This is a genomic window from Nocardia puris, assembly GCF_003315035.1.
Taxonomy (GTDB): Bacteria; Actinomycetota; Actinomycetes; order Mycobacteriales; family Mycobacteriaceae; genus Nocardia; species Nocardia puris.
On the sequence record NZ_QNRE01000003.1, the window covers coordinates 96,215 to 117,797 of the forward strand.

The following is a 21,583-nucleotide window of genomic DNA, read 5'->3' on the forward strand; positions in this document are numbered from 1 at the left end:
CCCATTCGAAACACTGCGCACGGCCGAAGCGCAGTCCGTCCATGCCCGGCAGACGCCCGACGAGCGGAGGCCATCACTGCCCTGCGCGCGGCCAGAGCGGGACGAGACGCTGCACACGCCCCAGGAGAAACCGCGGCTTGCCCGAACTCCCGCGCCGCGAATGAGGCGGAACGCGAACGGGATTCGCCGGTCAGCTCGCGTCGCGTTCGGTGAGGAACTTCTCCAGGTACACCCAGGTGGTGTCGCGGGCGGTCTCGCCGGTGAGGATGCCGAGGTGGCTGCCGGGGGCGGTTTCGTAGCGCACGGTTTCGGCGCCGGTCAGGGTGCGGGTGCCGGCCTGCACGGCGGCGGCCGCGGTGATCACGTCGGAGGGGCCGCCGACCAGCAGCACGGCGGCGGTCACATCGGCCAGCCGGATGCGCCGCTCCCCCAGGCGCACCACGCCGCGTCCGATGTCGTTGCCGAGGATGAGCCTGCCCCACAGCTGCCCGTAGAACCGGCCGGGGTAGCCGGGCATCTCGGCCATGAAACGGTCGATCGATTCCATCTTGGCCAGCGTCTCGGTGCGGGCCAGGTTGGTCGCGACGAACCACGGCCGCTTGAGCTCGCGCTCCCACGCGGTGACGCGATAGGCCAGCCGGGTGAGCGGTGCGGGGATGCCGCCCGCCGCCCGCACCGCCGTGGTGGTGGCGATGCCGCCGGTGAGCTTGGCGACCGCGCGCAGTTGCGGGATGCCGGTCATCTTGTCGTAGTTCAGCGGCGAGCCGACGGCGGTGATCGAGCGGATCGGCAGTTCCGGATGGGCGGCCGCGGTGAGCAGCGCCAGCGTGCCGCCGATCGACCAGCACACCAGGTCCACGGGCGCGCCGCCGCGATCGGCGGAGGTGCGCAGCACGGCGTCCGGGATGATCTCGTCGATCCAGTCCTCGAAGCCCATGGCGCGGTCGGCGAAGGTGATCTCGCCGTAGTCGATCACGTAGGTCGCGCGGCCGCTGTCGCGCAGGTGGCGGGCCAGGCTCTGGTCGGGCCGCAGGTCGAAACAGGTGGCCGGCGCGGCGAGCGGGGGCACCAGCAGGACGGCGGCGTCCGCGACCGGGGTGGGTCCGCCCTCGAACCGGCGCAGCTGCCGGTGCGGTTCGTCCCACAGGATCGTCGACGGGGTGGGTTCCGGCGACTCGACGCCGGAGCCGAAGGTCAGCGCCCACGCGTTGCGGGCGGCGGTGGTGACCGTGTCTGCGATGCTCACCCCAAGAATGTCTCACATCCCAGTACCGCCGGTAACAGGCAAGTCCGCTTCCCGACGGTTTGCCGCCACCGCGACACTCGGGCGCCGGGCGAGCCCGCCGCTGCTACCGCCCCGCGCGCGAAGCATTCCGGCGACCATGAATTGTCAAGTCCCGCACCATACATCGGGTAAACCGGACGGGCGCCCGCGGAGTTTCGCCCGCGAATAACCCGGGCGCCATTTCGGGCGCAGCACAATATCACGCTACAATCACCACGGACAACGGAAAATATCGTTCCCCACGCATGCGCCACGGCGCCGCCACGGGGCTTCCGAGGTCCAGGAAAATGTGCGCGCACCAGATCCGCATCCCGCGTTGCGCCGATGTTCCCGGGTAGTTGCCGTCCCACGATGGCACCCTGACGACATCCGGCCGCGACCCGGAGCACCCGCCGGATCAGTGGTCGTCGCGGACCGGCCGGTCCGCCCCACACCTCGTGCGCGCGTGACGCGATATCGAGGAAGGCACGAACCTGAGCAAGATCACTGTCGAGCAGGAGCCCGGCCTGGCGGACACGCTGTTGACGGCCGAACTGGACGAGACACACACCGCCCCGACATTCACCGAATTGGGGGTGCGCGACGAAATCGTCCGCGCGCTCGCCGAGATCGGTATCGAACGCACCTTCGCGATTCAGGAACTCACCCTCCCGCTGGCGCTGGCCGGCGAGGATCTCATCGGTCAGGCCCGCACCGGTATGGGCAAGACCTTCGGTTTCGGCGTGCCGCTGCTGCACCGCATCGCGACCGGTGATTCCACCACCCCGCTGGACGGCACGCCGCGCGCGCTGGTGATCGTCCCGACCCGCGAACTGTGCATCCAGGTCACCCAGGATCTGGAGAACGCGAGCAAATACCTGCGCAACGAGCGCGGCAGGCTCGCGGTGGCCTCCATCTACGGCGGCCGCCCCTACGAGTCGCAGATCGCGGCGCTGCGCGAAGGCGTGGACGTGGTGGTCGGCACGCCGGGCCGACTATTGGACCTGGCCAAGCAGAACCATCTGATCCTCGGCAAGGTCGGCGTGCTGGTGCTCGACGAAGCCGACGAAATGCTCGACCTGGGCTTCCTGCCCGATATCGAGCGCATTCTCACCATGGTCCCGGACAAGCGCCAGACCATGCTGTTCTCGGCCACCATGCCGGGCCCGATCATCACCCTGGCCCGCACGTTCCTCACCCGCCCGACCCACATCCGGGCCGAGGAGCCCAGCGATTCGGCCGTGCACGACCGCACCGCGCAGTTCGTCTACCGCGCGCACGCGCTGGACAAGAGCGAACTGATCGCGCGCGTGTTGCAGGCGGAGACCCGCGGCGCCACCATGATCTTCACCCGCACCAAGCGCACCGCGCAGAAGGTGGCCGACGACCTGGCCGACCGCGGCTTCGCCGTGGGCGCGGTGCACGGCGACCTCGGGCAGATCGCGCGCGAGAAGGCGCTGTCGAAGTTCCGCAAGGGCGCGATCGACGTGCTGGTCGCCACCGACGTGGCCGCGCGCGGCATCGACATCGACGACGTCACCCACGTCATCAACTACCAGTGCCCCGAGGACGAGAAGACCTACGTGCACCGCATCGGCCGCACCGGCCGCGCGGGCCGCACCGGCGTCGCGGTCACGCTGATCGACTGGGACGAGCTCAACCGCTGGGCCGGCATCGACAAGGCGCTGGGCCTCGGGATCCCCGAGCCGGTGGAGACGTACTCGCGCTCGCCGCACCTGTACTCCGATCTCGGGATTCCCGAGGGCGTCGGCGGCACCGTGCGCAAGGCGCGTCCCGCGAGCGAAGAGGACGACGCGGTCGTGGTGGAGCGCGAGGCGCGCAGCCCGCGCAAGCGCAACCGCAGGCGGACCCGCGGCGGGCAGCCGGTGGACGGCGTGGAATCGGGCGCCGCCGAGGCCGCCGGTGAACAGGGCGAGGACGCGCAGCTGGGTCGGCGCAGGCGCAGGCGGCGCCGGTCGGGCGGCGGCGAGAACGGCGCCGACGCGCAGGTGACCGAGACGGGTGGCCAGGTCGCCGAGCCGGGTGCCGACGCGGCGGACGCCGAGCCGGGTGCGGCGCAGGGCGAGGCGCCCGCGCGGCGCAGGCGTCGGCGGCGCAAGCCGGCCGAGTCGGGTGCGGGTGACGTGACCGACGTGCAGTCGGATGCCTCGGCGAACGGCGTTTCGTCGGTGGGCGCCGAGTCGGCTCCGGTGGCTGACGCGGCGGCGGTTCAGGCCGAGGAGCAGGTCTCCAACACTGCGGCAGTTCAGTCCGCTTCGGCACCGGTCTCGGTCGAACAGGCCGCGACCGATCAGCTGTCGGCCGTGGCGAACACGGCGCAGCCGGTCGCTGCTCCCGTCGAGCAGCCCGCTGTTGTCGAGCCCGGCACCGCGACGGCCGAGCAGTCCGCGACCGTGGCCGAAGCCGCGACCCCGGCGACGGCCGGGGAGAAGCCCGCGCGACGTCGGCGCACCCGCGCCACCGCGAACGCCGAAACCGCTGATCAGGCCACCGAAGCCGGTGCCGAGAAGCCGAAGCGCACGCGGAAGAAGGCGGACGCACCTGCCGAGGCCGCGGTGGCCGACGGCGCCGAGGAGAAGCCGGCCCGCCGCACGCGCAAGGCCGCGGTGAGCGCCGAGGGCGAGTCCGCGGAAGTCTCCGCCGAGGAGAAGCCCGCGCGACGTACCCGCGCCCGCAAGGCCGACGCCGACACCGCGAACGGGGAGGAGGCGGCGCCGCGCCGCCGCACCCGCAAGATCGAGGCGAACGGCGAGGAGACGGCGGAGGCCGAGAAGCCGGTGCGCCGCAGGCGCGCCAAGGCGGAGGCGACCGCCGAGGCCGAGGGTGACCCGGTGTCGGTGGGCGCGGCAGGGACAACCGCTTCGGCCTAGCACCTGGCTCGGAGCACAGTCGCAGCGATCGCCGTCCGGCGACGCGGAGGAGGAGCCGACACCGGGGTCGTCCCGGCGGCGCCGACAACGCGGCCGGGCAGCGGTCCGCATCGCGGAGACGCCGGTGGGGACACCGATACGGAGCCCGCCCCCGCGGATCGGCTAGTCTCGCTCACGTGCTCGCACCCGAGCGGCGGACGCGCGCCGATATCATCTCCGCAGTCGCGATCGTCGTGCTCGTCGTGGTCGCGGCGCTGGTCGTCTGGGCGCGCGGCGACGCCACCGGCACCGAGTCGGTGACGGCGCCGAGCCCCCCGCCCACACCGCCGACGGCGGGCACGCTCCCGGTCTCCCTGCGCGAACTGTGGCACGCGCCCGACGGCGCGAGCACGCGCGCGCTGGCCTCCGGTGGCGCGGTGATCACGGCCGAGGACGGCACCGTCACCGGTCGTGATCCGGCCACCGGCGCCGAACTGTGGCGCTACCGGCGCGACATGCCGCTGTGCGGTGTGGAGTCTCAGTACGGTTCAGTGGTGGCGGTCTACCGCGACCAGCGCGGGTGCAGCCAGGCCACACTGCTCGACGGCGACACCGGCGAACGGCGCACGGCGCGTAGCAGTTACATGGACGAGAACGTGCGCCTCTCGGTCGACGGCACCTATGTGCTGGCCAAAGGTGAACGGCGACTGGAGATGTGGCGTTCGGACCTGGTGCGCACCATCGAGTACGGATACGTCGACGCGGCGATCAACGTGAAAACCCAACCGCGCAAAGGCTGTACGTTGCTCTCGGCCGGGTCCAGCGCGTCGCGCCTGGCGGTGCTGGAGCGCTGCCCCGACGACCAGTCCGACCGGTTGACGCTGCTCAATCCCGCGCCGAAGGACAACACCGTGCCCGAGGAGTACGGCTCGCGCGTGCTCACCGGGCCGGGCGCGGGTTCCCCCGGGGCGCGGGTGATCGCGGTATCGGAGAACCGCGTCGTGGTGTATCTGCCCGGCGGAAGCGGTTCCGGCGCAGAGGAATCCGCGCCGCCCCGCCTGGCAGTGTTCGACGCCACCGGCAATCCGGTTGTCACACACCATCTTTCCGCGCCACTGGACGACGTGATCGATGTGTCGCGGGTCGGTTCGGCCTACTTCCTGTTCACCGGCAACAGCGTGATCGCGTTGAACGCCAGCACCTTCGACCCGATGTGGACCGCCGCCGACGCACTCGGCGCGCCCGCGTTGATGGCGGGCCGTTTGCTGCTGCCCGTCACCGACGGGATGGTCGCGCTGGACCCGGCCAACGGGCAGGAGGTGGCGCGCATTCCCGTGCAGCGCTCCACCGCGCCCGAGGGGCCCATCTCGGTGGCGGTGCTCGGCAGCACGGTGCTCGAACGCCGCGACGGCGAGCTGTACGCGCTCGGCTGAGCCGGACCGGGCGAACTTGTCGGTGCCTCGAGGCAGACTGTGGCCATGTCTGAAAGCCATTCGCCCGCCGCCGAATCCACCATCACCGACTACGACGATCCCAACGCCCCGTGGAACAAGCTGGCCGAGGACGGTGACGTCGCCGGCTGGAACAACGACGTCATCAGCGAGTTCCGCGAGCAGGGCGGCAAGGTCGGCGGCGACTACGAGGGCGGCGATCTGGTGCTGCTCACCACCACCGGCGCGAAGAGCGGCAAGCAGCACGTGGTGCCGCTCGGGCTGTGCTACCGGGGCGAGATCCCGTACGTGAGTTCGTTCGTCGAGGACCGGTACCCGGCCTGGTACCACAACGTGAAGGCCGACGGGCGCGTCGTCATCGAGCACGGCCCGCACACCTACGACGGGTTCGCGCGCGTGCTCACCGGCGCCGCGTACGACGAGTTCGCGGCGTTCGCGTTCGCCGACAACCCGATGCTGGCCCAGTGCCAGGAGCGGGCCGGCCACCCGCTGCCGCTGGTGGTGCTGGAGTTCGGCGAGCCGAGGAAGTAGTCGCCCGCCCCGGTGCGGGCGGCACCGGTCCCCCGTCGCCATGATGGAGGGCATGCCCGAAAGAGACGACGCCAAGCTGGTTCTGCTCCGGCACGGGGAGACCGACTGGTCGCGCACCCGCCGCCACACCGGCCGCACCGATGTGCCGCTCACCGAGACCGGGGAGCGCCAGGCCGCGGCGGCGGGCTCGCTGATCGCCGGGCTGGACTTGCTTGACCCGCTGGTGCTCACCAGTCCGCGGCAGCGCGCGACGCGCACCGCCGAACTCGCCGGCCTGGGTGGCGCGGTGCCCGACGACGACCTCGTGGAGTGGGACTACGGCGACTACGAGGGCCTGACCTCGCGGCAGATCCGGGAGTCCGCGCCGGGCTGGACGATCTGGACCGGCGCGGTGCCGGGCGGCGAAACCGCCGAGCAGGTGCGGGCCCGCGCCGACCGGGTGCTGGCCGCCGCCGCGACGGCGCTGCCCGACCGCGATGTGGTGCTGGTGGGCCACGGGCACTTCTCCCGGGCGCTGATCGCCCGCTGGGCCGAATTCGCGCTGGTGGAGGGCCGCCGCTTCACCATGACCACCGGCGCGGTCAGCGTGCTCGGCTTCGAGCACGGCAATCGAACCATCCACGCGCACAACCTCGTTCCGACCTCAGGAGGGTTCCGATGACCATCCGCCGCGCCGCCCCGGCCGACGTGCCCGCCCTGGTCGAACTCGTCTACGACCTGGCCGAATACGAGAAGGCGCGCGACGAGTGCACGCTCACGGCCGAGCAGTTGCACGCCGCGCTGTTCGGGCCGGCGCCCGCCCTGTTCGCGCACGTGGCCGAGGACGAGACGGGCATCGCTGGGTGCGCGATCTGGTTCCTGAACTTCTCCACCTGGGACGGCGTGCACGGCATCTACCTGGAGGATCTGTACGTCCGGCCGGACACCCGCGGCAAGGGGTACGGCAAGGCGCTGCTGGCCGCCCTGGCGCGCGAGGCCGTCGACCGCGGCTACAGCCGGGTGAGCTGGTCGGTGCTCACCTGGAACAGCCCGTCCATCGACTTCTACCGCTCGCTCGGCGCCGCCGAACAGGACGAGTGGGTCGGCTACCGCCTCGCCGGCGCGGAACTCACCGCGCTCGCGGAAACCGCAGGCTGAGAGCCGCCGCACCATGCGGATCACCCAGCCGGACCGCTGGCCGCGCACCGCTGACGAGGCACGGGCCATCCAGGACGAGTTGCGTCCGCTGGTGGTGGCAACCGATCCGGAACCGCCCCGGTTCGGCACGGTGGCCGGGCTCGACTCGGCCTACGACGACGAGGCCGGGGTGGTCGCGGCGGCCGCCGTGGTGCTGGACGCCGACACCCTGGGGACGGTCGAATCGGAGGTCGCGCACGGCACGGTCGAGTTCCCGTACGTGCCGGGACTGCTGGCGTTCCGCGAGGTGCCCACCGCGCTGCGCGTGCTGGAACGCCTCGACACCGAGCCCGATCTGCTGGTCTGCGACGGCCAGGGCCTGGCCCATCCGCGCCGTTTCGGGCTGGCCTGCCACCTCGGGGTGCTCGCCGGCCTCCCCACGATCGGCGTCGCCAAGAACGCGTGGGGCGAGTACACCGCACCGGGCCCCGAACGCGGCGACAGCAGCAACCTGGTGCTCGAGGGCGAGGTGGTGGGCCGCGCCCTGCGCACCCGCGCGGGCGTCAAACCGGTCTTCGTCTCGGTGGGCCACCTGATCTCCCTGGACACCGCCTGCGCCCAGGTGCTCGCCCTCACCCCGCACTACCGCCAGCCGGAAACGACCCGCCGCGCCGACGCCCTCTGCCGCAGCGCGCTGCGCGCCGCTCTCGACTGAGACCCGGCAGGCTCAGTCTCCGCCGTACTCCGCGGCTATCCAGCGGGTCGAGGCGGGGACGAACAGCAGGACCAGGGCGCTCACCACCACGACGCCCAGGACGGTGCCGTAGACGGGCTGGTGGGAGTCGGTGAGCAGGGCCCACACGACGGGGAGCAGCAGGATCTGGGCGATGACGGCGATCGCGCGGCCCCAGCGCTGACCGAGCAGCAGGCCGATGCCCGCGGCCAGCACCGCGCCGCCCAGGATCGCGAACCACGCGGCGGTGCCGTACCCGCTGGCCTGGGACTGATCGTGGCCGAGCAGCCCGCGGACCACGAGCACGATCGCGACACCCACCGCGACCGCGCCCTCCAGCGCGACCAGCGCCCCCGCGCCCCGCACCGTGGGCGGGGTCGCGCCCGCCGAAACTTCTCCCTTGCCGCTGTCAACCACGGGCCCAAGCCTACGACGCGCGCCGCGGTGCGGCCGGTGCCGCCCGACCCGCGCGGAATCGGCCCGCGCCCGGCCGCCCATTAGGCTGCGAACGTGCGGACGCTGCTGATCGTGAACCCGAATGCCACCTCCACCACACCGGCAACCCGGGATCTGCTGGCCCACGCGCTGGAGAGCCGGACCCAGCTGACCGTCGCGCACACCCAGCACCGCGGCCACGCCGCCGAGCTCGCCCAGTGGGCCGCCACCAGCGAGATGGATCTGATCGTGGTGCACGGCGGTGACGGCACCGTCAACGAGACCATCAACGGTTTCCTGCCGCTGCCGCAGATCGACGACGGCCAGGCCTGGCTGCCGCGCCTGGGCGTGATCCCGGGGGGCTCGGCCAACGTCTTCGCCAGGGCGCTGGGCATCTCCCCCGATCCGGTCACCGCGACGAACCAGCTCATCGACCTGCTCACCGTGCGCGGGGACCGCCGCATCGGACTCGGCCTCGCCGACGACAGGTGGTTCACCTTCAGCGCGGGCGTCGGATTGGACGCCGATGTGTGCGAGGCCATCGACGCCAGCCGCGCCAAGGGCCACACCGCCACTCCGGCCCGATATCTTCGAACAACTGTGCGACAATTCTTCCGGGCGAAGCGTCGTGAACCAAGCGTCCGAATCGAAATCCCGGGTTTCGAACCCGTCGAGAGTGTCCATTACGCGTTCGTGACGAACTCGAGTCCTTGGACCTATCTGGACGCCACCCCGGTGCACACCAACCCGGGCACCAGCTTCGAGACCGGCCTCGGCGTCTTCGCCGTGCGGTCCATGGCGGTGCTGCCCACCCTGCGACTCGCCGGGCAATTGCTGTCGAAGAACGGAAATCCCAAGTCCCGCATATTGTTTCGCGAGGACGACGTGCCGTCGGTGCATATCGAGACCAAGGAGCCGATCGGCCTGCAAATCGATGGCGACTTCATCGGGAAGCGGAACGTGGTGGATTTCACGGCCGTGCCCGATGTGCTGGAAGTGATCGCCCCGCGGCCGTCGCGCTGACGAAACGCCGCGAAAAACTGGCGGTTGTGCTGCGAAAACCGTCCGGAGCGAGTACAAAGGACCGGGCAGGCTCCCCATGCGGGGTCCTCGATTGCGTGAGCTTCCCCACGGTGCACCGGATACCTATTGACATCTACGGTGTTCGTGAAAGCATTCACAAGCAACCGTGCGGAAACATTCGAGTCGCACAAGTGAACGATCCACTAACGACAGGCGCCCCTTGTGGCGCCCAGCAAAGGAGCAGAGGAATGGACTGGCGCCACAAGGCCATCTGTCGCGACGAGGACCCCGAACTGTTCTTCCCGGTGGGTAACAGTGGGCCCGCGCTCGCGCAGATCGCCGATGCCAAGCTGGTCTGCGCCCGCTGCCCCGTCACGGCCGACTGCCTGTCCTGGGCCCTGAAGTCCGGACAAGACGCCGGCGTGTGGGGTGGTATGAGCGAAGACGAGCGTAGGGCGCTGAAGCGTCGCAACGCGCGCACCCGCACCCGCACCGTCGTCTAGAAGAGTAAAGACGACCGGCCTTACCGGGCCATCCCAGCCCGGCCCGGTAAGCGCATGAAGCCCGGCACCGAGAGCGGTGCCGGGCTCAGTTGTTTTCGGGGAGTTCTCAGCGCCCTGAGCGGCGACCCAAAGGCACCCGCAGCACCGCGTCCGTTCCCACGTCCGCGCCCGGGTGCAGGCCGATGGAGCCGCCGAGTTCGGCCGTCACCAGGGTTCGGACGATCTGCAGGCCCAGGCGGTCGGAGGCCTCCAGGCTGAAGCCGGGGGGCAGGCCGCGGCCGTCGTCGCTGATGATGACGTCGAGCCAGCGGGCCGAGCGCTCCGAGCGGATGGTGACGGTGCCGGTCTGGCCGGAGTCGAAGGCGTGCTCGATGGCGTTCTGCACGAGTTCGGTCAGCACCATCACCAGCGGCGTCGCGCGCTCGGCGGAGAACACGCCGAGTGAACCGGCGCGGCGCACCTTGATGCGGGTGGTGTGGACGGTCGCGACGTCGGCCATGATCGGCAGCAGCCGGTCCACCACCTCGTCCAGATCCACTTCCTCGTCCACCGACATGGACAGCATCTCGTGCACCGAGGCGATCGAGGTGACGCGGCGCACCGATTCGGTGAGCGCGACCTGCGCCTCCTCGTTCTCGGTGCGGCGGGCCTGTAGGCGCAGCAGCGCCGCGACGGTCTGCAGGTTGTTCTTCACCCGGTGGTGGATCTCGCGGATGGTGGCGTCCTTGGACAGCAGCGCGCGGTCGCGCCGCTTCACCTCAGTCACGTCGCGCACCAGCACCGCCGCGCCGGCGAGCTTCCCGTGCGGGCGCAGCACCAGCGTGCGCAGCAGCACGGTCGCGCCGCGCGCCTCCACCTCCATCCGGCGTCCGGTGCGCCCGGCCAGCGCGGCCTGAATGTCGCCGACCACCTCCTGCGCGTCGAACGGGTCGGTGATCAGCGACCGGGTGGTGACCGCCAGATCCTGCCCCTCCAGATCGGCCTGCAACCCCATCCGGTGATAGGCCGACAGCGCGTTCGGACTGGCGTAGACGACGATGCCTTCGGTGTCGAGGCGGATGAAACCGTCACCGGCGCGCGGACTGGAATGCGTGGCCGCGCGGTCCTCCGGGGTGGGGAAGGTGCCGTCGGCGATCATCTGGCACAGGTCGTCGGCGCAGGCGACGTAGGCGGTCTCGAGCGCGCTGCGCATCCGGGAACGCTGCAGGTCGGTGTCGCGGGAGAGCACCGCGATCACGTCGTCGCCGCAGCGCACCGGGATGGCCTCGCGCACCGCGTGCACCGGATGCGGATGGTAGACGCCCTCGGCCTCCACGTCGCGGTCGGCGCGCACGATGTCGCCGGTCCGCAGCGCCTGGAAGACCTGGGCGTGCTCGTCCTTGCTCGCCGCGGCGCCCACCTTGTCCTCCAAGTGCACGGTGGCCGCCGTGGTGGGCCTGCACTGCGCGACGCAGACGAGGTCGGCGCCCTCGTCGACGGGGCCCGCGCCGACCCACAGCAGCAGATCGGCGAAGGAGAGATCCGCCAGCAATTGCCAGTCGCCCACCACGCGCTGCAGGTGGTCGACGGCGCTGCCGGGTAGGTCGGTGTGTTCGGCGAGAAGTTCGCTCAGTGTGGCCACGGTGGGTCTACCCGCTCCGCCCTAGGAGATGACGGCGATGAGATCGCCCTGCTGGAGGACCTGGCCCGGCCGCACCTCGAGAGCGGTGACCTCGCCACCGACCTCGGCGATCACCGGGATCTCCATCTTCATCGACTCCAGCAGGATCAGCGTCTGGTCGACCGCCACCTTGTCACCCACCGCCACCTCGACGGTCAGCACGGTGGACACCATCTCCGCGCGCACTTCCTCGGCCATGACACCCCAATCACTCGTCGGTCGGACCGGCCCCGCGGGGGGCTGTTCGGCGCGGCGCCGGGTCGCGACCGTATCCGCTGAAAGTACAGCCAACCACACATGAAACAATGACCGACGACCAGATGTGTTCCCCGCCGGATCGCGGGGATGAGCCGCCGGAGGAATTCGATGGGTAAGCGAGGACGGAAGAAGCGCAGCCGCAAGGGGAACGCGGCCAACCACGGCAAGCGTCCCAACGCCTGAGCCGTCACAGCGCGAAAACAGAGCGGCACGCTCTTCCGTGATCGGAAGGCGTGCCGCTCTTTTCGTGGGATGTCGGACCCAGCGTTGTCGGACCCGCGCGGGTCAGGACTCGGTGGCCTCCAGCGGACCGGAGGTCTCGATCCGCGTCACCGTCACGGATCTGCGGATCTCCAGGGTGAGCCGGTCGCGCAGCGAATCCGGCGCCCGGTCCCCGCCGCACTTGCGGCTGAGCAGGCTCTTGATCTTCTCCTCGATCCCGTACGCCTCGATGCACGGGGAGCAGTGGTCCATGTGATGCTGCAGGCGGGCGCGGGTCGCGTCATCGCACTCGCCGTCGAGCATCAACCAGACATCGGCCAGTACCGCCGTGCAGTCGAGCTCCATATCGGGGTCCCGCTCCACACTCACTGCTTGACCTCCTGGCGCTCACCACGATTGAACCCGCGTTCGCGCGCCACATCGGCGAGCAAACCCTTCAGCTGCTTGCGGCCGCGGTGCAGCCGCGACATGACCGTGCCGATGGGGGTGCCCATGATCTCGGCGATCTCCTTGTACGGGAAACCCTCGACATCGGCGTAGTACACCGCCATGCGGAACTCCTCGGGCAGTTCCTGCAGCGCGGCCTTGATGTCGTCGTCGGGCAGGGCGTCCAGTGCCTCGACCTCGGCCGAGCGCAGTCCCGTCGAGGTGTGCTCGGCGGTGGCGGCCAGCTGCCAGTCGGTGATCTCGTCGGTCGGGTACTGCGCGGGTTGGCGCTGCTTCTTGCGGTAGGAGTTGATGTAGGTGTTGGTGAGGATGCGGTAGAGCCAGGCCCGCAGGTTCGTGCCCTCTTTGAACGATTTGAACCCTTGGAACGCCTTGACGTAGGTCTCCTGCACCAGGTCCTCGGCGTCGGCGGGGTTGCGGGTCATGCGCAGCGCGGCGCCGTAGAGCTGGTCGAGCAACGGGAGCGCGTCCCGCTCGAACCGCTGCGCCAGCTCGGCATCGTCGACCGCGGCACCGACCTCACCGTCGTCGGGCACCACGTCTTCGTCGCTCGTCACACCTGTCCCTTCGGTCGCCGTACCTGCCAAATCTACCGGCAGGAAGGAAACCGGGGCGAACCCGGCCGCCGACGGCGAGGTGTCGACCGCGACCGGACGTTCGTCGAGCAGTACGGACACCGACATCTCCTCCATGTGTTCCAACGTGCGATGGGCCCGGTGTGGTGACCGAGCGTCCCGCCCACCGGTATCGCGTGCAACATGTCCCGCGGGCGGTGTGTTCCCGAGTGGTGGGAAATCCGGTTGCGGGAAGGCTGCCGGGCACGATTACAGTGGCGCGCATGGCAGGCGCGTCCACCCCCGCTGTCCGCACGCTGAGCGCCGCGAAGATCGCGCATCGCGTGCATTCCTACGTCCACGATCCGCGCGCCGAGTCGTTCGGCGCCGAGGCGGTGTCCGCGCTCGCCGCCGGACTCGGTGTCGAGGCGGCGCAGATCTTCAAGACCCTGGTCGTCGAATTGTCCACGGGCGCGCTGGCCGTCGCGATACTGCCGGTGCCGGAGACGCTGTCGCTGAAGGCGGCGGCCGCGGCCCTCGGCGCGCCGAAGGCGGGGATGGCCGACAAGACGAAGGCCGAACGCGCCACCGGCTACGTGCTGGGCGGCATCTCCCCGCTGGGGCAGCGCAAGAAACTGCCGACGGTGGTGGACGCCTCGGCGCTGCGCTGGGACCGGATCCTGTGCAGCGCGGGGCGGCGCGGACTGGAGATCGAGGTGGCGCCCGCGGACCTGATCCGGGTCGCCGACGCGGTGACGGCGCCGATCACCGCCTGACCGGGTCAGGCCCGGAGGAAGTAGCGCAGCGTCACCACGCAGGACCCCCGGTGCGCGCGACACGTCCGCAGGTGCGGGACTTTCGCCCGCGGCCGGGCGCGGTGTGCGTTACTGGTCTGTGCGTTTCCGAGCCCGCGGGCTCATGTTCTCGAGTGCAAGGTCCGATCGGCCCGACCCAGAGGATGTGATGCGTGATGTCTCGTCAGCGGTTCTTCCCCCGGCGGCGCGGTGCGGTCGCCGCTCTTTTCGCCGCGATCGTGCTCGGCCTGGCGACACCCGTGCTGCCCGCCGCCACCGCCGCGCCGGGTCCCGCGCAGAGCGACCCCTTCGCGGGGCTCTCCGGTGACACGCCGTCGGTGTCCCCCGAGCGGCAGGAACAGGACGAGAAGGCGGAGAAGGCCGAGAAACTGGGCGGCGGGGTGACCACGAAAGTGATCGATCTGTTCACCGACGTCATCAAGTGCGGGTTGAATATCGCGACACCCGCTGTGAAATGCAAAATGTGAAATCCTCGCGCACGAACCGGGCCGATCGTTATGACCGATCAGCCCGGTTCGTGCGTTAATACACCGTTTTCGCCGGTAACGTCCCCCGGACTCAGTCAAGCCTATACTTTGTGAATGTCAGCACAGCACTGGTTGTAGGAGTGATAGGTGAGCGGGCTTTCCCCGTCTCCCGTCGGCGATATCGCGCGGCGGTCCTGGCTGGACGTCCTGCCCTGGCTCGGTGCGCACCGCCAGGGTCCCCCGCTGCTCGGCGAGGGCGAACTCATGGCGAACGCCTGGATGTCGACGGCGCCGGGTGACTCGGCCTCCGACGAGCATCTGGCCGAGATCTGCCGGCGGCTGGCCACCGTCTTCACCGAGCACCACCGTGGGCTGGCGCTGGCCGAGGCGTTCCCGTTCGCCTTCCCCACCGACGACGCGGACCTGTCGTGGCTGGGCCTGCGCGAGCGCACCGCCGCGACGCTCACCGCCGCCGGTGTCACCGATTCGGGCGCGCTCGGCGCGCTGACGGTGGACGGGCTGGCCGGATTGCGGCGGGTCGGCGCGGCGGTCGTCGCCGAGGTCGTCACCGCGCTGGTGCGGCGCAGCGTCTCCGCCGACACGGCCACCTCGGCCGCGGTCGACGAGGTCGAGCGGTTCGTCGCACCCCTCGGCGAGCGCGATCGCTTCCTGCTCACCGCGCGCATCCTCGGCGACCGGCGCGTGACGCTCGCGGAATGCGGTGCGGCGCTGGGTATTTCACGGGAGCGGGTGAACCAGCTGGACAACCGGCTGCGCGAGCGGGTGCACGCGGCGTTCCACTCCTCCGCGCCGCTGCGCGCCGCGGCCGACGCGCTGGCCGCCGCCGCGCAACCGGTCGCCGCGCTGGACCGATTGACCGCGGCCACACCGGAACTCGGCGCCGTGGCGCCGTCGGCGGGCGTGCCGCTGTGGTTCGTGCTGACGCGGCTGGATCAGCGCGTCGACGCGGTGGACGGCTGGGTGGTCGCCGAGACCATCGATGCCGCGCGCTCGCGGGTCAAGGCCGCGCTGGCCCAGCTGGCGGGCGACGAGGGCCTGGTCGCGCTCACCGAGATCGCCGCGCACCTGGGCATCCCGGAGGCCGAAACCGCCACGTGGCTGGCGTATTCGGGCTACCGGATCGCGGACGGCCACGTGCTCACCCGCTCGGGTTCGGTGCACGACAGCGTCGCCGCGATCCTGGCGCTGGCCGGGGAACCCATGACGCTCAACGAGATTCACGCGGCCGTGGTGCCGGCGCGGTCGCTGTCGAGTGTGCGCAACGCGATGGTCTCCGACGAGCGGTTCGTCAAGACCGATCGCGCGCGCTGGGGCCTGGCCCGCTGGGGCACGTCACGCTACGTGCCGATCCACCGGCAGATCGGCGAGATCCTGGACGCGCGCGGCGGCAGCATCCCGGTGGACGAACTGGTCGAGCGGCTCACCACCGAGTTCGGGGTGAAGGAGTTCAGCGTCCGCACCTACGCCGCGTCGGGCGGTTACACGACGGTCGACGGCGTGGTCACCCGCCGCAAGCAGACCTACAAGCCGCGCAAGTCCCCCACCAAGACGCGCCACCTGTACCGCGAGGGTGAGGTGCTGCGCTGGCGCACCACGGTGGCCGCGCCGCACGCGAAGGGTTCGGCGTTCAACCTGCCGACGGCGCTGGCCGGACTGGTCGGCGCCGGCCCCGATCGCTCGGTGGAGCTCACCAGCAGGCTGGGCCCGCAGTCCATCCTGTGGGTGGCGGTGCAGGCGCGGTCGGGCACGATCAAACGCTTCCTGGACGATCTCGGGCTGGTCCCGGGCGACGACATCTTCCTGGAGTTCGTCCCCGACGCCACGGACCGGCCGCAGTTCGACGTGCTTCCCGCGCAGCCGGTCCCCGATTCGGGCAGCCCCGCGCACCGGGCGCTCGCGGCGACCGGCCACGCGAACGCCGCGGGCCTGTCCGAGCCCGCGGCGCTGGCGGCGCTCGCGGAATCGCTGTGGCTGCCGTCCACGTCGGATCAGGCCGCGATCGCGGCCGCGTTGCGCGGGCGCAAGGAGGACGAACTCGCCGAGATCCTCACCAGCGCCCGCTGAGCCGGCGGTGCGCACGCGCCGTCGCGGCACGCGAATCCTGCCGCCTCCCGGCCACACGGTGCGGCCGCCGACGGACTCGGGCGTCGGCGGGGGCGCCTCGGAGCAACACTTCTGCGCCACGCGCCGAATCCGCGGGCGCTCAGTCACGCCCGCGGCATGCGCAAGGCGCGGCAGCGGTGCGGTCGGCCGACTTGCCGAACCGCCCGCGCCCGCCGCCGAGGCCGAGGAGGGCGCGGCAGCGCACGAGATCGAAGTCGGCGGCACGACCGCGAGGCAGCGCCAGCACCCGCAGGCCGGGTGCGCGCACGCCCGCAGCGCGCAGTTCGACAAGGTCGGCCAGGGAACAGACCAGGACCGAGACGGCGTCCTCGCGCAACTGGCGATCCACCCGGGCCGCGACGGGCCCGCGGTGCCCCCGCAGCGAGAGACAAGCGCCGCGCGATAGGGCCGCCAGCACCACGGTTACGACCGCGCGTCCGGTCAGTGTCCCCGAGACGGCGACCACGTCGTCGGCCGTGATGGACACGGCGGCGCCCAGTTCCTCGGCAGCCGCGGTCAGCGCGGCACCGTCCACGGTGATCGCGCCGACGCCACCGGAGAGTCCGAAGACGAATCCGCCTCGGCCGCCGGGACGCGCGCTCGCCCGCCGACGCCGCACGAGCGTGTAATCACCCGCCACCGCGAGCACGGACACGCCGGTCGCGCTGATGTCGCCGACCAGTTCTTCGACCAAGTGGCCGTCGCCGATGTGCCCGATGATGTGGTCGGCCCCCGCTTGCGCGAGGGCGCGCTCGGTGTCCTCCGGCGAGTCGTAAATGTCGAGGGGCATCGCGGTGGCGCCGAGGTATTCGACGGACAGCAGGGCGAGCAGAGCCTCGAAACCCGAGCCTACATACACGGCGGCCCGCTGCCCCGGGAACACACCCGCCTCCGCGAGTTCGGCGGCGAACAGCTGCACCGCCTCCCACAGCGACGCGTAATCGTGCATGCAGTCACCGTCGACCACCGCGAGACGATCGGCGAAGGACGCCGTCGCGGCCTCCATCGCGTGGGCCACACACATCACCGGCACGACACACCTCCCGCCACAACCTCTACCCGATCCCCGCGATGCGAATATCCTGCCATATAGGGAAGGCAAACCTAAGTTCGCTAAAGGACTGTGCAGCAGCTCACACCAACGCCGGCCTGCGGCATCCGGCCCACAGCGAAGCGGTGTCCGCGCCTATCGGCGTAACCATCAAGTCATTCCGCGCCGAGTCGGTTCGTCCGCCCGGCCATGGCTCACTTGCGCCAGGTGTCGATGACCACGGGGCGAGCGTATGTCTCCCCCGCTTCAGACGGCACCATAGCTCTCGCCCCTCCGAGGCATGGCTCGGAGGGGCAGGCCACCCGGAGGAGCCCGCGGCCGCCCGTCAACCCCACCGAATCACCTTTCGGCCGAGACATTTTCCTCACTGCCCAACTGACGCAGCGGACCGAGCGCACCCCACAGCACGAGCGTGAGCACACCCCCCAGCGCCCCGTACACCAGGAACACCTCGCGCGCCGGAACCAGTTCCGAAACTACGCCTGCCACCACCGCGCCGACCGCCGCAGCGACGGTCACCTGCGCGGTCCATACTCCAGACACGCGCCCACGGAACTCGTCAGGCGTATTCTGCTGCACCACAGCGAATTTCGCGATATCGCCGACCACGCGGCCCACTCCATAAGCGAACAGCCCGACAAACGCGCACACGGTCGTCCCAACCATCCCGGCGCCTGCCAAACCCGCCGCCGAAACCAGGGCCGCCCCGAAGATCACGATGCCCCCGCGTCGCAACCCACCGGTCCAGCCAGAGGTCAGCGACCCGGCCACCGCGCCGATAGCCGGTGCGGCGAAAAGCAATCCGGCGACGGCCGATCCACCGTGCAGCACCTCGCCGACATAGGCGGGAATGAGCACGCTCCATCCGGCGAGCACCATCGTTACCACGCCGGCGAGCAGCGTGCTGCCGATGATGCGATGCCCGAACGCGAACCGGAATCCGGAAACCATGGCGCGCACCGATGATTCAGCGTACGCCCGGTGCGGTGGCATGGCGTCCAGGCGCGCGATCAGCACGGTCGTGACCAGGCTCGCGACGGCTGCCAGCCAGTAGTTCGCGGCCACACCCGCCCACGCGATGAGCAGGCCACCCAACGCGGGCCCGACCATGGTGCCCAGGTCGACGGTCAGCGCCATCAACGCGCCGGCCGCCGCCATCTTGTCGCGCGGGACGAGCCCCGGCATCGCCGCGACCAGCGCGGTGGCCGAAATCCCACCCGCCGCACCGTCGATCACCCCGCAGGCGAGGATCAACCACACTTGCGGCGAGGGCAGCATGGCGTTCACGGCGAGCAAAGCGAATCCCAGCGTCGCCGCCCCGCGCGCGACCACGATCACAGTGCGCCGATCGACCCGGTCGGCGAGCGCACCCCCGATCAGCGTGCCGCCGAAGGTGGCGGCGCCTGCCACCACCGTCACCATCGCGATACGCGCGGTGGAGCCGGTGAGCTGGTAGACCTGAATCGGCAGCGCCACCATGAGGAACCCGATCCCGAGCACCGAGATGGCCCGGGCGATGAACAAGGTCCGGAACTCACGACTGCTGCGCAGGGGGTCCAGATCGATGGCGATCCTACGCGGCGACATTCGCGTCATGCGCCGAGCGTGCCGAACCGGCCGGACCGCGCCGGATCCGGTGCGGTCCGGCATGCGGCCCCTTCGGGTCCGCATCGATGACCGTCGACCCGGCACCGCGCGGATCAGCTTGCGCGACGATGGCCGTGTGCCACGTGCCGCGGACGAGCGTGCGAAGCATTTCGTTTCTCCCACTGCATGATTCGACGATGTGACGGCCGGCGAGAAGCGCTTCGGCCGGTGCCGGCGAGAACGTTCGGTACGAACTCGGTGAGATGAAACCCGTCGCCGCCACCCTGTTCCCGGGCCCCGCCGCCGTCCGCATACCCGCATCGGCGATTGACTCGACAGGCCGGCCGATCGGGATGCCCGACGCCGCCGGCCCGGTGCGGCGAGGCAGCCCGACCGGCCGCGAACCCGCGAGCACCGCCTTACCCGAGGCAATCGCGCCGTCCGATCGGCCCCACCGGAAGACCCTGCGACGGACATCGGCGGGTCCGGAGCCCGGACCCGCCGATCGAACCGCTCGGCGCCGTGGCTACTTGGCCGGAGCGGCGGGCGGCAACGGCGCCGTGACGGTGCTGAAGTACTCGATCGCACCCGCGATGGCGACCGGGACGCCGACGAGCAGCGCGCCGGCGATGGTGCCCACGGGAGCCAGCATCACGGCACCGGCGATGCAGCCCGCGATCGGTCCGCCGCCCAGCAGCAGGGCGACCGGAGCGGTCAGCGCCCCACCGAGCACGCCGCCGGCCACACAGCCGACCGCGGATGCGCCCACCGCGCCGACCAGCGCGCCGACGGCGGCACCGACCGACAGGCGGCTACCCAGCTTCTGCCAGGCCGCCTGCTCGCGCTGCGCCGCCGTCTGCTCGCTGATCTCCTTGGCGGCCGACAGTGCGGGGCGGAAGTAGGCGCCCTCGGTGGTCGGGGTGAGCTTGGCGGTGTTGCCGGTGATCTCGGCCTTCACCGGGTAGGCGATCTCGTCGACGGTCACCTCGAGCGGCACGCCGCCCACCAGCCTGCCTTCGGCATCCGTGATCTGGAACTGCCCGCCCACGACGGTGAGCGCGCCCACGTCGGTGGTGATGATCGCCGAGGTGCCGTCGTTGGTCGCGGTGTAGTTCACCACGCCCGGGATGATCGGGGTCGCGATGCCGCCGGGCGGAGCGACCGGTGCGGGCAACGCGTTGGCGGTGCCCCCGGCGATCCCTACCGCGGCGATCGCCACCATCGCGGCGACCGCCGTGTTCCTCATCTTCATGCTGCTTCCTTTGCCTCTTCGATCGCAGACGGCGTCACAGCCGCCTGCGATCCGTCGGGAATGTCCCGCCCGGCCGATCCGCAGCGGAGTCCCAGCACCGGACGGTGCCGGTCTCGGGCTCGGCGAATCCCGCTCAGCGGAACCCGAGCAAAGTTAGCCTATCCTTCATAACCGCACAAGAGGTTGCGATTCATCAAGTGCGACCGGGACACGAGAGCACCCGCGCCGGCGTCGCCGACGGGCGATCCGGCACACGACGGCACCGCACAGCCCCGCACGTCGGACGTGCGTGTTGTGTGCGAGAGCGACGGACGTGGCCCGGGGCGTCAGCGCGACTCGGCGGCCTCCGGTGCGCCGTCCACCGGCGCCAGCAACTCCGGCCCGTTGTTGCGCACGCTGTTGACCAGCGTCGACACCGGCCGCGCCACGATGCTCGCGACCACCTCCTCCGACGGCGTCTCGAGCAGGCTCGCGGGCGCGGGGTGATCCGGGTCCAGCCAGGCGTCCCAGTGCTCGCGGGGCATCGGCAGCGGCATCCGGTCGTGGATGCGGGTCAACTCGCCCACCGCGTCGGTGGTGAGGATCGTGCAGGACAGCAGCGGTTCACTATCGGCCACCGACCGGTCCCGCCACACCGACCACAGGCCCGCCATGTACAGGCGGGAACCGTCGGCATCGGCCATGTAATAGGGGCGCTTGACCGCCTTGCCCTTCGCGCCGCCGATCGGGTCGGGCTCGACCAGCCACTCGTACCAGCCGTCCATCGGCACCAGGCAGCGCCGGTACTTCACCGCGTCGCGGAACGACGCCGTGGTGGCCGCCTTGTCGGCGCGCGCGTTGAACAGCGGCTTGCCCTTCACCGGCACGCCCGGCTCGGCCGCCTTGGTCCACACCGGGATCAGGCCCCACCGCATCCGCCGCACGCGCAGGCGCGGATCGTCGTCTGGGTGGTCGCGGTCGTGGCGGGCGACGACGGTGAGCACCTGGGTCGTCGGGGCCACGTTGTAGTTCGTGAATCCGTCACCGCGGGAATCGTTTTCGCCGGTCTCGTCGATCGCGTCGAGGTCGGCCGCGAGCCTTCCCGGGTTGGTCGTCGTCGCGTATCGTCCGCACATGTCACCGATCCTCCCACCCGGGGCCGACATCGCGCGGACAATGGGAAGGGCAGGGGTGGTGACCAGTTGAGAGTTGTGGAATAACATTCTCTCAACGGATGGGAT

At 70.8% G+C, this 21,583-nt stretch carries 21 protein-coding genes and 1 pseudogene; 12 read left to right on the forward strand and 10 right to left on the reverse strand.

Translation table 11 applies throughout. The features are described 5' to 3' along the window. Nucleotides 1-190 precede the first annotated feature (190 nt). Complete coding sequence (locus DFR74_RS10580) at nucleotides 191-1,246, reverse strand: alpha/beta fold hydrolase (RefSeq protein ID WP_084537765.1); 1,056 nt, start codon at nucleotides 1,244-1,246, stop codon at nucleotides 191-193. Between the two features lie 545 nt (nucleotides 1,247-1,791). Between DFR74_RS10580 and DFR74_RS35885 the strand changes: the two are divergent. The 6 genes and pseudogenes from DFR74_RS35885 to DFR74_RS10610 form a co-directional block, all read left to right on the forward strand. Further along, nucleotides 1,792-3,285, forward strand: a pseudogene (locus tag DFR74_RS35885) (DEAD/DEAH box helicase); the annotation flags it as partial. 1,046 nt (nucleotides 3,286-4,331) lie between these two features. After that, nucleotides 4,332-5,567: an Rv3212 family protein gene (locus DFR74_RS10590; RefSeq protein ID WP_067510072.1), complete on the forward strand. Its 1,236-nt coding sequence runs from the start codon at nucleotides 4,332-4,334 to the stop codon at nucleotides 5,565-5,567. Between the two features lie 45 nt (nucleotides 5,568-5,612). Continuing rightward, the gene (locus DFR74_RS10595; protein WP_067510074.1) at nucleotides 5,613-6,116 is read left to right on the forward strand and encodes a nitroreductase/quinone reductase family protein; all 504 of its coding nucleotides are present in this window, start codon (nucleotides 5,613-5,615) and stop codon (nucleotides 6,114-6,116) included. Nucleotides 6,117-6,168: 52 nt separating this feature from the next. Next, a complete protein-coding gene (locus tag DFR74_RS10600) occupies nucleotides 6,169-6,777 on the forward strand; it encodes an acid phosphatase (RefSeq protein ID WP_067510183.1) in 609 nt (202 codons plus the stop codon). Further along, nucleotides 6,774-7,253: a GNAT family N-acetyltransferase gene (locus tag DFR74_RS10605; protein ID WP_067510076.1), complete on the forward strand. Its 480-nt coding sequence runs from the start codon at nucleotides 6,774-6,776 to the stop codon at nucleotides 7,251-7,253. Before DFR74_RS10600 ends, DFR74_RS10605 begins: the two co-directional genes overlap by 4 nt. Nucleotides 7,254-7,266: 13 nt before the next feature. Continuing rightward, nucleotides 7,267-7,947: an endonuclease V gene (locus DFR74_RS10610; protein ID WP_067510078.1), complete on the forward strand. Its 681-nt coding sequence runs from the start codon at nucleotides 7,267-7,269 to the stop codon at nucleotides 7,945-7,947. A gap of 12 nt (nucleotides 7,948-7,959) precedes the next feature. Here the strand turns inward: DFR74_RS10610 and DFR74_RS10615 are convergent, their stop codons facing one another. Next, nucleotides 7,960-8,382, reverse strand: coding sequence for a hypothetical protein (locus DFR74_RS10615; RefSeq protein WP_067510080.1), 423 nt, complete (start codon nucleotides 8,380-8,382; stop codon nucleotides 7,960-7,962). Between the two features lie 93 nt (nucleotides 8,383-8,475). Here DFR74_RS10615 and DFR74_RS10620 point away from each other — a divergent pair, with 93 nt between their 5' ends. Both DFR74_RS10620 and DFR74_RS10625 read left to right on the forward strand, forming a co-directional pair. Next, nucleotides 8,476-9,423, forward strand: coding sequence for a diacylglycerol/lipid kinase family protein (locus tag DFR74_RS10620; RefSeq protein WP_067510082.1), 948 nt, complete (start codon nucleotides 8,476-8,478; stop codon nucleotides 9,421-9,423). A gap of 248 nt (nucleotides 9,424-9,671) precedes the next feature. Next, complete coding sequence (locus DFR74_RS10625; RefSeq protein ID WP_011211115.1) at nucleotides 9,672-9,926, forward strand: WhiB family transcriptional regulator; 255 nt, start codon at nucleotides 9,672-9,674, stop codon at nucleotides 9,924-9,926. 106 nt (nucleotides 9,927-10,032) lie between these two features. On the opposite strand, the gene DFR74_RS10630 is transcribed toward DFR74_RS10625, so the two are convergent. Then, entirely contained in the window at nucleotides 10,033-11,547 is a 1,515-nt protein-coding gene (locus DFR74_RS10630; protein WP_067510084.1) for a sensor histidine kinase, read from the reverse strand. Nucleotides 11,548-11,568: 21 nt separating this feature from the next. Beyond that, entirely contained in the window at nucleotides 11,569-11,784 is a 216-nt protein-coding gene (locus tag DFR74_RS10635; RefSeq protein WP_067510085.1) for a biotin/lipoyl-binding carrier protein, read from the reverse strand. A 168-nt stretch (nucleotides 11,785-11,952) separates the two neighbouring features. On the opposite strand from DFR74_RS10635, the gene DFR74_RS37960 reads away from it, so the two are divergent. Further along, nucleotides 11,953-12,027 (forward strand): 50S ribosomal protein bL37, encoded by a 75-nt coding sequence (locus tag DFR74_RS37960; protein WP_022597109.1) that lies wholly within the window; start codon nucleotides 11,953-11,955, stop codon nucleotides 12,025-12,027. Between the two features lie 102 nt (nucleotides 12,028-12,129). On the opposite strand, the gene rsrA is transcribed toward DFR74_RS37960, so the two are convergent. Together rsrA and DFR74_RS10645 are read right to left on the reverse strand one after the other, a co-directional pair. Further along, nucleotides 12,130-12,411, reverse strand: a complete 282-nt coding sequence (gene rsrA, locus DFR74_RS10640; RefSeq protein ID WP_067510185.1) for a mycothiol system anti-sigma-R factor — start codon at nucleotides 12,409-12,411, stop codon at nucleotides 12,130-12,132. A 20-nt stretch (nucleotides 12,412-12,431) separates the two neighbouring features. Next, nucleotides 12,432-13,196 carry a sigma-70 family RNA polymerase sigma factor gene (locus DFR74_RS10645; protein WP_228789659.1) on the reverse strand — a complete coding sequence of 255 codons (765 nt, stop codon included), beginning with the start codon at nucleotides 13,194-13,196 and terminating at the stop codon, nucleotides 12,432-12,434. A gap of 155 nt (nucleotides 13,197-13,351) precedes the next feature. Between DFR74_RS10645 and ybaK the strand changes: the two genes are divergently transcribed. From ybaK to DFR74_RS10660, 3 genes are all read left to right on the forward strand, one after another. Next, complete coding sequence (gene ybaK / locus DFR74_RS10650) at nucleotides 13,352-13,843, forward strand: Cys-tRNA(Pro) deacylase (RefSeq protein ID WP_067510087.1); 492 nt, start codon at nucleotides 13,352-13,354, stop codon at nucleotides 13,841-13,843. Nucleotides 13,844-14,037: 194 nt separating this feature from the next. Continuing rightward, complete coding sequence (locus DFR74_RS10655) at nucleotides 14,038-14,349, forward strand: hypothetical protein (protein WP_067510089.1); 312 nt, start codon at nucleotides 14,038-14,040, stop codon at nucleotides 14,347-14,349. 147 nt (nucleotides 14,350-14,496) lie between these two features. Then, nucleotides 14,497-16,434 (forward strand): sigma factor-like helix-turn-helix DNA-binding protein, encoded by a 1,938-nt coding sequence (locus DFR74_RS10660; RefSeq protein ID WP_067510091.1) that lies wholly within the window; start codon nucleotides 14,497-14,499, stop codon nucleotides 16,432-16,434. A gap of 139 nt (nucleotides 16,435-16,573) precedes the next feature. On the opposite strand, the gene DFR74_RS10665 is transcribed toward DFR74_RS10660, so the two are convergent. The 4 genes from DFR74_RS10665 to DFR74_RS10685 form a co-directional block, all read right to left on the reverse strand. After that, nucleotides 16,574-17,497, reverse strand: a complete 924-nt coding sequence (locus DFR74_RS10665; protein ID WP_228789652.1) for an AMP-binding protein — start codon at nucleotides 17,495-17,497, stop codon at nucleotides 16,574-16,576. A 366-nt stretch (nucleotides 17,498-17,863) separates the two neighbouring features. Next, a complete protein-coding gene (gene entS / locus DFR74_RS10670; protein WP_067510189.1) occupies nucleotides 17,864-19,120 on the reverse strand; it encodes an enterobactin transporter EntS in 1,257 nt (418 codons plus the stop codon). 517 nt (nucleotides 19,121-19,637) lie between these two features. Then, the gene (locus tag DFR74_RS10680; protein WP_067510095.1) at nucleotides 19,638-20,363 is read right to left on the reverse strand and encodes a hypothetical protein; all 726 of its coding nucleotides are present in this window, start codon (nucleotides 20,361-20,363) and stop codon (nucleotides 19,638-19,640) included. Between the two features lie 326 nt (nucleotides 20,364-20,689). After that, a complete protein-coding gene (locus DFR74_RS10685; protein WP_067510097.1) occupies nucleotides 20,690-21,478 on the reverse strand; it encodes an SOS response-associated peptidase in 789 nt (262 codons plus the stop codon). Between the last annotated feature and the right edge of the window lie 105 nt (nucleotides 21,479-21,583).

Excerpts from the sequence above, each read along its gene's own strand:
- DFR74_RS10595 (WP_067510074.1), top strand. The coding sequence starts at position 5,613 with ATGTCTGAAAGCCATTCGCCCGCCGCCGAATCCACCATCACCGACTAC.
- DFR74_RS10600 (WP_067510183.1), top strand. The coding sequence starts at position 6,169 with ATGCCCGAAAGAGACGACGCCAAGCTGGTTCTGCTCCGGCACGGGGAG.
- DFR74_RS10605 (WP_067510076.1), top strand. The coding sequence starts at position 6,774 with ATGACCATCCGCCGCGCCGCCCCGGCCGACGTGCCCGCCCTGGTCGAA.
- DFR74_RS10610 (WP_067510078.1), top strand. The coding sequence starts at position 7,267 with ATGCGGATCACCCAGCCGGACCGCTGGCCGCGCACCGCTGACGAGGCA.
- DFR74_RS10625 (WP_011211115.1), top strand. The coding sequence starts at position 9,672 with ATGGACTGGCGCCACAAGGCCATCTGTCGCGACGAGGACCCCGAACTG.
- DFR74_RS10635 (WP_067510085.1), bottom strand. The coding sequence starts at position 11,784 with ATGGCCGAGGAAGTGCGCGCGGAGATGGTGTCCACCGTGCTGACCGTC.
- rsrA (WP_067510185.1), bottom strand. The coding sequence starts at position 12,411 with ATGGAGCTCGACTGCACGGCGGTACTGGCCGATGTCTGGTTGATGCTC.
- DFR74_RS10645 (WP_228789659.1), bottom strand. The coding sequence starts at position 13,196 with ATGTCGGTGTCCGTACTGCTCGACGAACGTCCGGTCGCGGTCGACACC.
- ybaK (WP_067510087.1), top strand. The coding sequence starts at position 13,352 with ATGGCAGGCGCGTCCACCCCCGCTGTCCGCACGCTGAGCGCCGCGAAG.
- DFR74_RS10655 (WP_067510089.1), top strand. The coding sequence starts at position 14,038 with ATGTCTCGTCAGCGGTTCTTCCCCCGGCGGCGCGGTGCGGTCGCCGCT.
- DFR74_RS10665 (WP_228789652.1), bottom strand. The coding sequence starts at position 17,497 with ATGTGTGTGGCCCACGCGATGGAGGCCGCGACGGCGTCCTTCGCCGAT.
- entS (WP_067510189.1), bottom strand. The coding sequence starts at position 19,120 with ATGACGCGAATGTCGCCGCGTAGGATCGCCATCGATCTGGACCCCCTG.
- DFR74_RS10680 (WP_067510095.1), bottom strand. The coding sequence starts at position 20,363 with ATGAAGATGAGGAACACGGCGGTCGCCGCGATGGTGGCGATCGCCGCG.
- DFR74_RS10685 (WP_067510097.1), bottom strand. The coding sequence starts at position 21,478 with ATGTGCGGACGATACGCGACGACGACCAACCCGGGAAGGCTCGCGGCC.